Annotated in this window: 13 protein-coding genes; 8 read left to right on the top strand and 5 right to left on the bottom strand. The window is 27.0% G+C overall.

Annotation, left to right across the window (positions count from 1 at the left end; genetic code table 11):
• The first annotated feature begins 1 nt into the window (after position 1).
• The 5 genes from rfbG (at position 2) to ACQY22_RS02575 (ending at position 4,808) form a co-directional block, all read left to right on the top strand.
• Entirely contained in the window at positions 2-1,108 is a 1,107-nt protein-coding gene (gene rfbG / locus ACQY22_RS02595) for a CDP-glucose 4,6-dehydratase (RefSeq protein WP_428324994.1), read from the top strand.
• A 13-nt stretch (positions 1,109-1,121) separates the two neighbouring features.
• Positions 1,122-2,483, top strand: a complete 1,362-nt coding sequence (gene rfbH, locus ACQY22_RS02590) for a lipopolysaccharide biosynthesis protein RfbH (protein ID WP_428324993.1) — start codon at positions 1,122-1,124, stop codon at positions 2,481-2,483.
• Positions 2,480-3,037 carry a dTDP-4-dehydrorhamnose 3,5-epimerase gene (rfbC, locus tag ACQY22_RS02585; protein ID WP_428324992.1) on the top strand — a complete coding sequence of 186 codons (558 nt, stop codon included), beginning with the start codon at positions 2,480-2,482 and terminating at the stop codon, positions 3,035-3,037. The genes rfbH and rfbC overlap by 4 nt, the downstream gene beginning before the upstream one ends.
• A 6-nt stretch (positions 3,038-3,043) precedes the next feature.
• Positions 3,044-3,853: an NAD-dependent epimerase/dehydratase family protein gene (locus tag ACQY22_RS02580; RefSeq protein WP_428324991.1), complete on the top strand. Its 810-nt coding sequence runs from the start codon at positions 3,044-3,046 to the stop codon at positions 3,851-3,853.
• Between the two features lie 76 nt (positions 3,854-3,929).
• Positions 3,930-4,808 (top strand): O-methyltransferase, encoded by an 879-nt coding sequence (locus ACQY22_RS02575; protein WP_428324990.1) that lies wholly within the window; start codon positions 3,930-3,932, stop codon positions 4,806-4,808.
• Positions 4,809-4,829: 21 nt separating this feature from the next.
• Here the strand turns inward: ACQY22_RS02575 and ACQY22_RS02570 are convergent, their stop codons facing one another.
• The gene (locus tag ACQY22_RS02570; RefSeq protein WP_428324989.1) at positions 4,830-5,687 is read right to left on the bottom strand and encodes a methyltransferase domain-containing protein; all 858 of its coding nucleotides are present in this window, start codon (positions 5,685-5,687) and stop codon (positions 4,830-4,832) included.
• A gap of 81 nt (positions 5,688-5,768) precedes the next feature.
• On the opposite strand from ACQY22_RS02570, the gene ACQY22_RS02565 reads away from it, so the two are divergent.
• Positions 5,769-7,421, top strand: a complete 1,653-nt coding sequence (locus ACQY22_RS02565) for a pentapeptide repeat-containing protein (RefSeq protein WP_428324988.1) — start codon at positions 5,769-5,771, stop codon at positions 7,419-7,421.
• A 13-nt stretch (positions 7,422-7,434) separates the two neighbouring features.
• Here ACQY22_RS02565 and ACQY22_RS02560 read toward each other — a convergent pair whose 3' ends face one another.
• From ACQY22_RS02560 to ACQY22_RS02550, 3 genes are all read right to left on the bottom strand, one after another.
• Positions 7,435-8,526: a glycosyltransferase family 4 protein gene (locus ACQY22_RS02560; protein WP_428324987.1), complete on the bottom strand. Its 1,092-nt coding sequence runs from the start codon at positions 8,524-8,526 to the stop codon at positions 7,435-7,437.
• A gap of 75 nt (positions 8,527-8,601) precedes the next feature.
• Positions 8,602-10,128, bottom strand: a complete 1,527-nt coding sequence (locus ACQY22_RS02555; RefSeq protein WP_428324986.1) for a glycosyltransferase family 39 protein — start codon at positions 10,126-10,128, stop codon at positions 8,602-8,604.
• Between the two features lie 5 nt (positions 10,129-10,133).
• A complete protein-coding gene (locus ACQY22_RS02550; protein ID WP_428324985.1) occupies positions 10,134-11,018 on the bottom strand; it encodes a glycosyltransferase family 2 protein in 885 nt (294 codons plus the stop codon).
• A gap of 107 nt (positions 11,019-11,125) precedes the next feature.
• On the opposite strand from ACQY22_RS02550, the gene ACQY22_RS02545 reads away from it, so the two are divergent.
• The gene (locus ACQY22_RS02545; RefSeq protein WP_428324984.1) at positions 11,126-11,893 is read left to right on the top strand and encodes an NDP-hexose 2,3-dehydratase family protein; all 768 of its coding nucleotides are present in this window, start codon (positions 11,126-11,128) and stop codon (positions 11,891-11,893) included.
• Between the two features lie 5 nt (positions 11,894-11,898).
• A complete protein-coding gene (locus ACQY22_RS02540; protein ID WP_428324983.1) occupies positions 11,899-12,921 on the top strand; it encodes a Gfo/Idh/MocA family protein in 1,023 nt (340 codons plus the stop codon).
• Here the strand turns inward: ACQY22_RS02540 and ACQY22_RS02535 are convergent.
• Positions 12,918-14,078, bottom strand: a complete 1,161-nt coding sequence (locus tag ACQY22_RS02535; RefSeq protein ID WP_428324981.1) for a DegT/DnrJ/EryC1/StrS family aminotransferase — start codon at positions 14,076-14,078, stop codon at positions 12,918-12,920. The two genes, ACQY22_RS02540 and ACQY22_RS02535, sit on opposite strands and share 4 nt — an antisense overlap.
• Between the last annotated feature and the right edge of the window lie 12 nt (positions 14,079-14,090).

Below are 14,090 nucleotides of genomic sequence, written 5' to 3'. Positions count from 1 at the left end.
TATGAAAAACCAAGAAATATTTCAAAACTTCTTTTCAGGAAAAACTGTATTTATTACGGGACATACTGGTTTCATCGGAACATGGACTTCATTGTGGCTATTATATTTAGGATCTAATGTTATTGGTTATTCAAAAGATATACCCACAAAACCTTCTCTATTTGAAACTTTAAAAATTAAAAATAATCTCACTCATGTTTCCGGCGATGTCAATAATCTAAAAAAACTAAAATCTACAATTGAACAATACAAGCCTTCAATTGTTTTTCATTTAGCAGCACAACCACTTGTCAGAACTTCATATGAAAAACCAATTGAAACTTTTCAAACAAACATTATGGGTACAGCAAATGTTTTAGAATCTATACGAAACATACGTAGTGTAAAAACTTGCATTTTATTTACTACTGATAAAGTTTACAAAAATTTGAACAATAATAGTTCATTTAAAGAAACTGATACTTTAGGAGGGGTTGATCCTTATAGTTCAAGTAAAGCATCTGCAGAATTAATTATTTCTTCTTACAAAGATTCATTTTTTTTAAATTCTAAAAAATGTTTGAATGTAGGTATTGCAAGTATTAGAGCTGGAAATGTTATTGGAGGAGGAGATTGGGGAAAAGAAAGGATCATTCCAGATTCTATCAACTCAATAATAAAAAACAAAAAAATTCATGTACGAAATCCTTTACACGTAAGACCATTTCAATTTGTCTTAGAACCTATTGCTGGTATGTTAAAATTGGCAGAAAAACTAACTACCGAACCTGATAAATTTTCTTCATCATGGAATATGGGACCAAATTATTCAAATAAAAAAATAACAGTAAAAAAACTAGTTGAATTATTAATTAAACAATGGGGCAACGGTGCTTGGATAGATGCTTCAAAAAAATCTTCCAATCCTCTTCCTGAATCAACATCTTTAATTCTTAATTCTACAAAATCAAAAAAAATACTAAATTGGCATTCAATTATGACTTTTGAAGAAGCAATAACATTTACTGTAGACTGGTACAAAGCATTTTTTGAAAAAAAATCAAATATGAGAGATTTTTCTTTATATCAAATCCAAAAATATTCCCAAAAATTAAAACAATCTAAATAAATATTGATGATATATGGATGACACAAATTTTTTACAAAATCCAAAATTAGATGATGAAACTTCATCTAGAATAAGATCTGATATTATGGAGTTAATTTCAAAATACACTGATATTGCTCATGCAAAAAAACCATTTTCCCCAGGAAAGACATTGATTCCTGCATCTGGAAAGGTTTTTGGAAAAATTGAACTTCAAATGCTTGTTTCTTCATCCTTAGATTTTTGGCTTACAGCTGGTAGATTTAATGCTGAATTTGAAAAACAACTAAGTCAATTTTTAAATATTAAACATGTTGTTACAACTAATTCTGGTTCATCTGCAAATCTTTTAGCATTATCTGCACTTACTTCAGAACAGTTAGGTACAAAATCGTTAAATTCTGGAGATGAAGTAATTACCGTTTCTGCAGGATTTCCCACAACAGTAAATCCTATTCTACAAAATAACTTGGTTCCAGTATTTGTTGATGTAAAAATTCCTGAATATGTAATTGATGAAAATTTGATTGAAGAAAATATTACAACAAAAACTAAAGCAATAATGATTGCTCATACACTAGGTAATTCGTTTAATGTAAAGAAAATCACAGAAATTGCAAAGAAACATAATTTATGGTTAATTGAAGACTGTTGTGATGCATTAGGAAGTAAATATGATAATAAATTTCTTGGTACATTTGGAGATTTATCCACATTAAGTTTCTATCCTGCGCATCATATTACAATGGGTGAAGGAGGAGCAGTTTTAACTAATAATCATCAATTAAAAAGAATTGTTGAATCTTTTAGAGATTGGGGACGAGATTGTTTTTGTTCTCCGGGAAAAAGCAATACTTGTGGAAAACGATTTGAATTAAAATTAGGTGAATTGCCATTTGGATATGATCATAAGTATACATATTCCCATGTTGGATATAACCTAAAACTTACTGACATGCAAGCGGCAGTGGGTTTGGCACAATTAGAAAGATTACCTGATTTTATATCAAAAAGACAAGAAAATTTTGATTTTCTCTATAAAAATTTATCCGCATATGAAGATTTTTTAATTTTACCTAAACCTTCTTTAGGGTGTATTCCTTCTTGGTTTGGTTTTCCTATAACCGTGAAGAGTAATCAAAATTTTTCAAAAGGTTCACTTGTAAATTTCCTCTCAAGTAAATTAATTGATTCAAGACCAATTTTTGCTGGCAATATAATAAAACAACCTTACTTTAAAAACAAATCTTTTAAAACATCTTCTTCTTTATCCAACACTGAAAAAATAATGAACGACTCATTTTGGATAGGTGTTTTTCCAGGATTATCAAATGAAATGTTAGAATATATTGTTCAACAATTTGATTCATTTTTCCGGAGTAATTTTAACAATTGAAATTCACTCAAACTAAAATCTCTGGTGTTTTTTTAATTGAATTAGAAAAAATAGAGGATCAAAGAGGATTTTTTTCCAGAACTTTTGATAAACATGAATTCCAAAAAAATGATCTAGAATCAGATTTTGTACAATGTAGTATATCATATAATCATACAAAAGGTACTTTGAGAGGAATGCACTTTCAATTACCCCCATATGATGAAACAAAAATTGTGAGTTGCATTAATGGTAAAATTTTTGATGTTGTAGTTGATTTAAGAAAAGATTCATCAACTTTCAAATTATGGGAAAGTAATGAATTATCTTCAGATAATTTTTCTATGTTATATGTTCCCAGTGGTGTTGCACATGGTTTTCAAACTTTAGAAGATAATTCAACTCTATATTACCAAATGAGTCAATATTTTAATCCAAAATATTATTCTGGAATAAAATATGATGATCCTTCTTTTAATATTGATTGGCCATTACCTATTTCATATATCTCAGATAATGATAAAAATTGGAATATTTTTTCAGAAAAAACAATTTTAACATCAAATTCAGGATAATCATTTATGTTATTTACTATTTTAGGGTCAAGCGGATTTATTGGTAAAAACCTTGTTAATCATTTAAGACAATTAGGAATTGAAGTTAAGACTCCTGATATAAGACATGAAATTCTTGAAAAAACAGATTTAGGACATGTTATCTATGCCATTGGAGAAATAAAACATAAGGAAAAAACTCAAGATTTTATTAACTCCCACGTAGGTTACTTAACTCAAATTCTTGATGACGCAAATTTTGATTCATTTCTCTATTGTTCTGCAACTAGAGTATATTCTCAATCCATGACTACAAACGAAGATAGTTTATTATGTACAAATTCATTTAATCCAAACAATCTCTATACAAATTCAAAAATTCTTGGTGAATCAATTTGTTTATCTTATAATAATCCAAAAATAAAAATTGCTAGATTGTCTAATGTTACAGGAAATAATCCCAACTCTGACTTATTTTTACCTTCTTTAATTCGTGATGCAGTGGATAAAAAACACATAGAACTATTCACTACTTTGCAAAGCGAAAAAGATTACGTTTTGATTAATGATGTAACTAAAATACTACCAAAAATATTGTTAGATGGAAAATTTAGAATTTATAATGTAGCCAGCGGAATAAATATCACTAATGAAAAATTAATATCTAAAATTCAAGAAATAACAAAATGTGATTTTTCAATTTCTGAACATGCTTTTGATTACTCATTCCCTAAAATTGATATTTCGAGAATCAAAAATGAATTTGATTTTTATCCTCAACCAATTTTAGATACTTTAGAAGATATTATTAATTCCTATAAGAATCAAAATTTTTGATATTAAAACTCAAAATTTTAGTCATCAAAAAAATCTTAAAAATATGATTTTTATATATTAAAACTACAGAATGAAAATGAAGAAAAAGTCATATTGTGATTTTTTAGATTTTTTAGATGTTAATAATCTAGATCTGCATGATTTTTGGGAAATGGGAAATGCAACATCGCTATCTGAAAGTACCGTTGGCCAACAACTCGAATTTCATAGGGGTCCATTGCTTTACGCATTAATTCAATCTTTGAAACCAAAAAAAATTTTAGAATTTGGTACCGGTGGAGGATATAGCACACTTTGCATGGCAAAATCTATGTTTGATAATAACATTGATGGAAAAATTTACACGATTGATCGTGTAGGTAATGAGGAACCAATTTGGAGGTACTATAAACTACCTAACGAATTACATCCACAAAAACAAAAAATTAGTAATAAAGAAATTTGGAAATTGATCGCAAACCCAAAATGGACTGAAAAAATTATTCCAATAAAGGGATATTCTGGAATGGTTATGGAAAAATTACAAACAAAAGATTTTGATTTTTGTTATGTTGATGGAGTTCATACATATAATGGAACCAAACATGATTTTTTTTCATTTTTAAAAATATCTTCAAAAAAATTTTCTATACTTTTTGATGATTATATTGAAAGAGATTTTTATGGTGTAAAGGAGTTCATAGATAAAGAAGTTGAACCATTTTTTGATTTAACATTAGTTAATTCAGATCCTGAAAATTATTTAAAACAATTTACAAAAAATCAACATGATTATGGAATGGTATTTTTTTCATATGATGAAGAAAAATTAGCTATTGAAAATTATGAAAAAGACAATATTCAATCTTTTTTAAAATCATATAGATTATCTGATAAACGAATTCGTTCTAAAAGATATAATCTTGAGAAATATTTGCCTTTTTTAAAAAAAATTAAGTTTGGCTTTTGGAAATAGTCTAAATTTCAAAAATTATCTTTAATTCGCTGATTTTTTAAAACATATTCTTATTTCTTCACCGTCTGAATTTGTTTCTTCAAAAGGATAATGTGGAAAAAATAAATTACTTAATTTCACTAATCCACATTTACGAAGAATTTTATGAATTCTAAAAATATTTCTTCTCATAATCCTATATGATGAAATATACTCAACTTCAAAACCGTTATTCTCTCCAATTTTTTTCAGTGAATTCTTAGAAAAATGAAATAAATGAAATCTGTTTCTAACTGAATTCTTTAATGATTCAATATTTTCTCCATCAGGTACAACAACACAAAATACTCCATTGTTTTTTAATAAATTAAAAACTTTTTTGAAACACAAGTTTGGATCTTCTAAATGTTCTAATGAATGACTTGACCATATAATATCAAATTTCCCCCCTATTTCAATTGATTCAATAAACCCATGAATACATTTTCCTCGATTTAAAATCTTGTTAATTTTCAAAACATTTTCGTTATCTGGTTCAATTCCTAAAACTTCAAAATCTTTTTCTTCAAATTTTACTAAAGAAATACCTGTACCTGAACCTACATCGAGAAGATTTTTTTTGTCAAAAAATTTTTCAAAAGTGGAAAACCACGAGTTCCAACTTAATACGAGATCTTGCACTTTTTTATCCGTAAATTTTGTACCTGTAAAATTCCTATAATCACTATCTTCTTTCCAAAATTCTTTTTCATGAATTTTTTTTGAAACAGATCTGTTTTTCAGATCAATTTGTACTAGTAAACATTGTGAACACTTGTAATTTTCGTGAATCGAATTATCTTTTAGTATTATGTCTGATAATTGATTTCCACATGCAACACAATTCATATTTTTTATCAAAGTTAATTTCTTTACACTCATAATTAATCTAATCTACATTCATTTTGAAAAATTTAATAGATCAAAAATAATACATTATTTATGCACTTTTTTGCAAAAATCTGTTTCTTGATGGTTATTTTTTTAATTCCAATTTCTTTTGCATATGGAGATACTGAATGTAATTTTCATGATAGATCGGAAATAGAAACATTACTTGAAAATCATAAGTCATTAAATTTCTCTAATTGTATCTTGATTGGTATTGAATTACATAATTTAGACCTAAAAAATGCAAATTTTGAAAATACTATACTTTCAGGAAGTTATTTTTATGGATCAAATCTGGAAAATGCAAATTTTAAGAACGCAATAATGTATGGAACAAATTTTCAATCAACAAACCTGATTAATGCTCAATTTGTAAACTCTACTCTTAATGGATCTACTTTTAGAGATGCAAATCTGGAAAATGCAAATTTTGAAAATTCAATAATTGCTAATGTGGAATTATATAAGGCAAATTTAAAAAATGCAAACTTTTCACACGCTGATGCAACAGGAGCGAATTTTTGTGGTGCAAATTTGGAATATATGAAATTTGATAATACAATTTTTAAAAATACTGATTTACATAATGCAAAATTAATGTTCGCTGATCTGAGTACATCTATTTTTGAAAATACAAATCTTATTGGCGCAGATCTATCTAATACAAATTTAGAAAATCAAAATTTGTATAATGTAAATTTGTATGATGCTAATTTGTATAATGCAAATCTTCAAAATGCCAACCTTGAAAACTCTATTTTAAGACATAGTAATCTTATTAACGCAAATTTTAAATTTTCTAATTTGAGTAATTCTGATTTTTATAATTCAAAAATTATTAACGCAAATTTTGAAAATTCAATTTTTAATAACACAAATTTTTTTGGTACTAACATACTTGAGAAAATTCCTAATTCTGAACACTCAAAAATTATTTTTGAATCTTCAGGACATCCTTTTGAAAACTTTCATTATGGTTATACTGAAAATCAAAACTTTTCCAATGATTTAGATAAAAAAAAATCTTTTTTGGGGAATAATATACGAAATCAAATTATTGAAAATATGTCCTTAAACAAAAAAGATTTTTCTGGTTCTGCTTTTACAAATATTGTATTTAATAATGTAAATATTTCAGATTCAAATTTCTCAGGTGTTCATTTTCAAAATGTCACATTCCATAACTCTGTCATAAGTAATTCTGATTTTTTAGGCTCAAAAATGAAATCAACTACATTTAAAAATTCTACTTTGACAAATCTTGATTTTAAATATACAAAAAATGCTGGTTTCGCATTACATGATTCTTTTTTAAAAAATATAGATTTTCATCATTCATCAACTAGTTCATCATTATTTGAAAATACAAACCTTGAATATGTTATTTTTGACAATTCAAAATTTCAACAATCATCTTTTATAAATTCAAATTTTAAAATTCAAAATTTTAATAATTTAGAATTTGAATTAACTACATTTGAAAATTCAGATTTATCTAACGTTACTTTTAGTAATGTTGGATTTAAGGAAACTGTTGTAGATGAAAAAACAAAACTTAATCCAATGATCAAATTTCAAATTAAAATTAGTAATTCTCTTAATCCTCTAAATTCATATGTAGATTATTTAGAACGTGTTTCACAAAATCAATATGAAAAATTTTTTAATCTTGAAAAGGATAACCCCTTTAGTAATTTCTATTAAATTGTTTTAATGATTATTCAATCATTTTCATTTCTTTGGACACAATTTGAATAAAATTTTTTGCCAATTTGTCCCAATTGAATTTGTCAATTACTAATTTCCTTGCATTTTTTCCTAATTGTTCCGCAAATTCCTTGTTGTCTAAAATTTTAATGATTTTTTCTATCCATTGTTCTGCGTTTCCTTCTTCTGCCAGTAATCCTGTTTCATCATTGTAAATCATTTCAGGAATGCCCCCAACTTTTGATGCAATAATTGGTTTTTCCATTGACATTGCTTCTCTACATGATAGTGGAGTTGTATCCATTCCAGTAGGAAGTGCATAGATGTCTATTTCAGAAAGATAATCTCTTACTTTATCAGGATAATCTATAGTTCCAAGATAATGAAAATTTTCATATTTTTGAAGTTTCTCTAAAATTTCTCTTTTATATTGACCATCTCCTGCCCAATAGAAATGAACATCAGGTAATTTTGCAATAACTTTGTCCAAAGTCAACATTTCCTTTGTTTTGCCCCACCAATTTGCATCATGACACATTCCAACACACGGATGTTTGATTTCTTTCATTCCTTTAGTTTTGTACCATCTAGATGTGTCTAGTCCTTCAAGAAAATGAAATGTTTTTGCGTTAGGAATATGTTCCTTAATGACTCCATCAAGATAATCTGCAGTCATAAAAATTCCTTGGCATTCTCTAAAAACCCGTTCAGCAATATTTTTTCTTAAATTTATTACAGTTTTCATTATAGGATCTTTGTAAATAGTTTTTTTTGCCCATTCTTGTTCTGACCAAAAATGTCCTCTCAAATAAACAAATAATGGTATTTTCATTTTAATTGTCTCTAAACCAAAATGTGATTGTCTATCCACAAATACTAGATCTGGATTAAATTCATCAATTAATTTTTTAAATTTTTTTTTGGAAATCCAACTTTTTGGATTTTTATTTGGGAATCCTGAAACATAATCTGTTTCTTTTACTAATTTGTACTCAACTCCTTGTTTTTTTAATGCTTCTCCAAATTCTTTTAAATGGAAAAACTTTCCAATACTTTTTTCTGCACTTCCACCTCCTGCCCCAGATGCAATTAGCACTTTCATTATATTCACGTTAGATGATATAGATTTATGTCTTTCAATTTTAAATCATTATTTTCATTGAATTTCTTTAGATTATCAATTTTTCAAATTTAATTTTCCATAATCTATCTCAAATATTTTAATTTTAAATTTTTCATGAGTATTTTCTGAATCAAAAATTTTTACTAGAAAACTGTATTTTTGATTATTATAATAAATATCTGAAAAATTTTTATTATTAGATTTTTCTGAAACAGCTAAATATTTCAAATCTTTACTCTTTGCATCATTCATCAATTCTTCAATAGTATCTCCAGAAATTCTTTTTACTTTATGCTCTCTCTGAATATCTTGGCTATGTATTGGAAATTCAATATTCCCAAAATACATAGGTTCTACATAGTATGATTCTGTTCCGTAATCATTTATTTTACCAGGCAATTCGTGAACAATTTTTGCAATTTTAACAACTTCTAAAATCTCTTGTTTATCTGATTTTCTTGATTCAAGGAAAACAATTGAACTTGAAACTATCAAAATAATTAATATAAAAATTATCAAATTGTTCTTTTGTGTTTTTATGGAAATTTTTTCAACAAGAAATAGTGAACATATTATAAAAATTGGAAATAAAACAAATACGTATTTTATGTCTTCAAAACCTCTTCCATATGCATAGATTGGAACGATCAAATAAAACACTGCTAGCAGAATTAAATTAAAAAAATCTTTTTTTTGTTTTTTTATTAACGTAATAATGGAATAAGGAACAAAAAATAGACAAATGGGAAGTAATAATCTCCCACTAAATTCTAATAATCCAAATATTCCGCGCTCTAAATAAAATCTTGTTTCTAAAGGTTCCCCTTTTATTGTTTCTTCATTGATAACAACACTTCCACCTGAAATAAAATTAACAATAAATCCATCTGACATACCCATTGAAAATCTCCAAAAACTCATCAAAATTATAGAACTGGAAAATAAAACTAAACTTATCATAAAATATTTTTTATAATTTTTTTCATTCTTGAATTTATTCAAAAAAATTATTGCCGCAGGTAAAATGAATAAAATGCCTTCATATCTGACAATAGTTGCCAATCCTAGAAAAATAAATGAAGTAATAACCTGATTTTTTTCTTTCTGAAAAAATAAAACAAAAAACATCCCTATTAAAAAAATAAATAATGATTCATTACTTCCAATAAATGAATTTTCTATGATATATGGTGAGAAAGCAAAAAATGTTCCACCAACTAATGCAATTGATGAATTAAAAAATTTTTTTGATAACAGAAATACTGGAACTATAGCCAACGTTGAAAAAATGACTGAAAATATTCGTTGAATATTCATTAATTCAAAATAATTCTCAAATCTTGAGATTTGAAAAATTATTGATAAAAATAATGGCCATCCTAAATTTTGTTTACTGTATTCTCCTACATTTCCTGAAATTGCTAACTCATTTGCTACTAAAAAATAATCAAGACTATCTAGAATTATTGGAATATCTAATAGGGAATAATTTATTCGTATAACAAAACCTGTTACAACTAGACATATCAAAAATAAAATGTTTTTTGAAAACGAATCTAATCTTTCAAACTGTTGAATCATTATTTCTAATTTTTTCCTTCTCTAATAATAGAAACTAAAGAAAATAGTAAGATTGCTGTAATCATGAGAACTATTCCAATTAAAACTGTACCTGCTGAAATTATCGTTAAATTAGTATTCAATCGTCCTACTTCAACATAGTATTGTATTGAATAAAATGAAAAAATACTACCTATTATTAAAAAAATCACTGATGGTATTCCATAAAATGTTAGAGGGCGTTGCAATGATGTGTACTTAATCGTACTTAAAATAACTGAAGTTCCATGCGTGATTGGGTTATGAGTAGAAGTATTTCCTTGATACAAAATTTTTATTGGAACTTCTAAAATTTTAAAATTTTTACTACTAGATTTTATTAAAATTTCTGTAGAAACTCCCATTCCTAATTCATCTAGATTTAATTCTTCTAACACACTTTTGGAATATGCTCTAAATCCACTTTGAGAATCAGTTAACTTTTCTTTAATGCTAATATTTGTAATTTTTGTAATTACCCTTATTCCCGCTCTTCTATATTTTGGAACATTCTTTTCACTATCATCTAAAAATCTTGAACCTATTACTATGTCTGATTGTTTATCTATGATTGGTTGTATTACATTTGCAATATCTTCTATTCTGTGTTGTCCATCGGCATCAAAAGTTACTAAAATATCTACTTTTAACTCGCGTGCTTTTTTAAAAATACTTTTGATACTAGAACCATACCCCAAATTTTTTGAATGGTTAATCACAATTGCACCATACTTTTCTGCAATCTCTCCTGTGGCATCTGTTGATCCATCATTACAAATAGCAATTTTGTAAGATAATCTTTGAAGCTCAGGTATTATTTTAGGTAAATTTTTTGCCTCATTATAGGCAGGTAATCCTATTAAAATTTCCAATTTTTCTAGTTTCTATTTGCTATTAAATATAATTTCCTAGTAAAAAATGGCAAAATCCTCATTTTTTGTACATGGAATTTTCTCTTTATGGAAAATCTAATTAATACATGTATCAAAAGGCGATTGTGTTAATTGATGAATTAAAACAATTGTTAGAGAAACATAATATCCCAATTAATGAAAATACAAATTTACGCATAGAAACAATGCTGCAAACTGTAAAGGATGATAATCAATTATACAACTTGGATTATATCATTAACTGGTTTAAGAAAAAAAGAGAAGAATCGGATATGATAGTTCAAGAAATTGGGGTTAATGATCTAGATAAATGGAATGTGGATAAAACTACTGGAAATATATCTCATGTGTCTGGAGGATTTTTTGAAATAATTGGAATAAAAGCATCTAATACTTTTGATAGAGAAGTAGGAAAAGAAGGATGGACTCAACCAATAATTGCAAAAAACCCTGGCGGTATTTTGGGTCTTCTAACAAAGAAAATTAATGGGGTTACTCATTTTTTACTACAGGCAAAAGCTGAACCTGGAAATATTGACAAACTTCAATTATCTCCTACTCTTCAAGCTACAACTAGTAATTTGTTAAAAGCTCACGGAGGAACAAAACCTTTGTTTGCAGAGTATTTTGACAATCCAAAAAATGCAAAAATAATCTATTCAAAATGGCAATCAGAAGATGGTGGAAGATTTTATCTTAAATCAAATTATAATATGATTGTTGAAGTCGATGAAGATGAAGAACTTGAAATTCCAAATTCTTTTTTGTGGGTAACATTGTATCAGATAAAACAATTAATGAAAATTGAAAATTTTGTTGGACCTCATGTAAGAGGTATTATTTCATATCTCTAATCAAAATGAATCCTGTAAGAATTGGAATTATTGGTTGTTCTAGAATTTCCAAAAAATCAGTTATACCAGCTATCTTAAAATCAGAATTTGTAGAGATTGAAATGATTGGTAGTAGGACCGTTGATAAAGCTAAAGAATTTTCTAAAGAATTTGATTGTAAAAATTTTGGTGCTTATGAGGATGTCATTTCCAATAAATCAATAGATGCTGTTTACATATCTACTCCAATCGGAACTCATGCAGAATGGGCAATTCGGGCAATGTCTCAAGGCAAACATGTTTACTGTGAAAAATCTTCTACTATATCCTTTGAATCAGCCAAAAAAATGGTTGATTGTGCAAAACAGAATAATGTTCGAGTTATGGAGGGATTTATGTTCAAATTTCATCCTCAACATCAAAAAGTCAAAGAGTTGATAACTAATAATATAATTGGAAATTTAATTTCTTTTCATGGAATTTTTGGTTTCCCTAAATTTCCAATAAGTGATATTAGATATGTGAAGAATTTAGGCGGTGGTTTTCTAAATGACTCTGGATGTTATCCTATTTCTGCAAGTAGGATGATTTTTGAAGAAGAACCTGTTGGTGTCTCTTCTAGTTTGATAATAGATCCTAAAACAGGAGTAGATACAAGAGGTGTATCTTATATGACCTTTAAAAATGAAAAAACTGCATCAATAATTTTTGGTAATGGAAATTATTATCAATCAGAATACAATGTTTGGGGAACTGATGGAAAAATTACTTTGGAAAGGGCATATTCAGTACCGTCTGACTTTGAAACCAATGTATGTTTAGAATATAACGAAGGATATGCTTGGGAAGATAAAAAAAATGAAAATTTTAAAATTAAACCAAAAGATCATTTTCTAGAAATGATTGATGATTTTTGTTTAGATATTTCTAAACAACAAAAATCTTCGTTAGATTTTGAAAAAGAATTAGAAAATCAGGCTAAAGTTATGGAAGCTCATAGAATTTCATCAATCAATAAGAAGTTTGTATATCTTGATGAAATAAATTAATTTTTAAATTTTTTTATTACTGAAATAACATTATCTTGATGTTTTTTTGATATGTTTGGAAATAACGGTAATGATAATATTTCATTATAAATTTCTGTCGTATTTTTTATGTTGAATTTTTTGATATATTTTTGATATGCAGAATATTTGTGAATAGGCAACCAATAAACTGTAGTCCTAATGCCGTTATCTTTTAGTTTTTTGAATAATTGATTTCGAGATAATTTGTATGGTCTTTTCACCCTGATTGTGTATAAATGATATGAATGGGTTTTGTCATTTACCATATCTGGTAAAATAATTCCTGATATATTTTGCAATTTTTTGTGATAATAAAGTGCTGCATTTTTACGTAATTCATTGATTTTATTGATTCGTTTTAGTTGGGATATGCCTAATGCAGATCTTAATTCGTCTAATCTGTAGTTATAACCCGGTTCCAATATGTCAAAAACCCATGGATATTCTGCAGAATATCGATTTTTTAGAGATTTTGTCATACCGTGGCTTCGTAGTTGTACAACTTTTTCAGCAATTTTTTTTGAATTAGTAATAACCATTCCTCCTTCAGCAGTTGTAAGATTCTTTGTAGGGTAAAAAGAAAAGCAACCAGTATCTCCTATTGTTCCTACATGTTTTGAATTGTGAAATGTTCCTATAGCATGTGCACAATCTTCGATTATTTTTAGATCATTTTCTTTTGCAACATCAATAATTTCATCAATATTACATACCTGTCCATAGATATGTACTGGAATAATTGCTTTAGTTTTTTTTGATATGTTTTTTTTAACATTTGAGATTGATAAGAAAAAATCATCTTTGTTAATATCAGCAATAACAGGTTTTGCATTGCATGCCAAAATTGCATTGGTATCTGCAACAAAAGTAAGATCTGGAATGATTACTTCATCCCCATCTTTTATTCCTAGAGCTTTTAATGATAAATGCAGTGCTGCAGTACAATTTGATACTGCAATTGCATATTTTGAATTTGTGTATTTACAAAAATCAGATTCAAATTTCTCTAATTGCGGTCCAAGGGTAAGCATACTCTGATTAAGTGTTTCATTTACAATTTTTCGATCTTCATCTGAAATCCATGGTTCATAAGCAGGATATTTTATTTTTGGATCTTTAAAAAAATCTTTTTTCATTTTTTTGACTTT

It is taken from the genome of Candidatus Nitrosopumilus sp., assembly GCF_965263415.1.
GTDB lineage: Archaea > Thermoproteota > Nitrososphaeria > Nitrososphaerales > Nitrosopumilaceae > Nitrosopumilus.
Note: the sequence above shows the minus strand (reverse complement) of the source record. Positions and strands in the feature narration are given on the sequence as shown.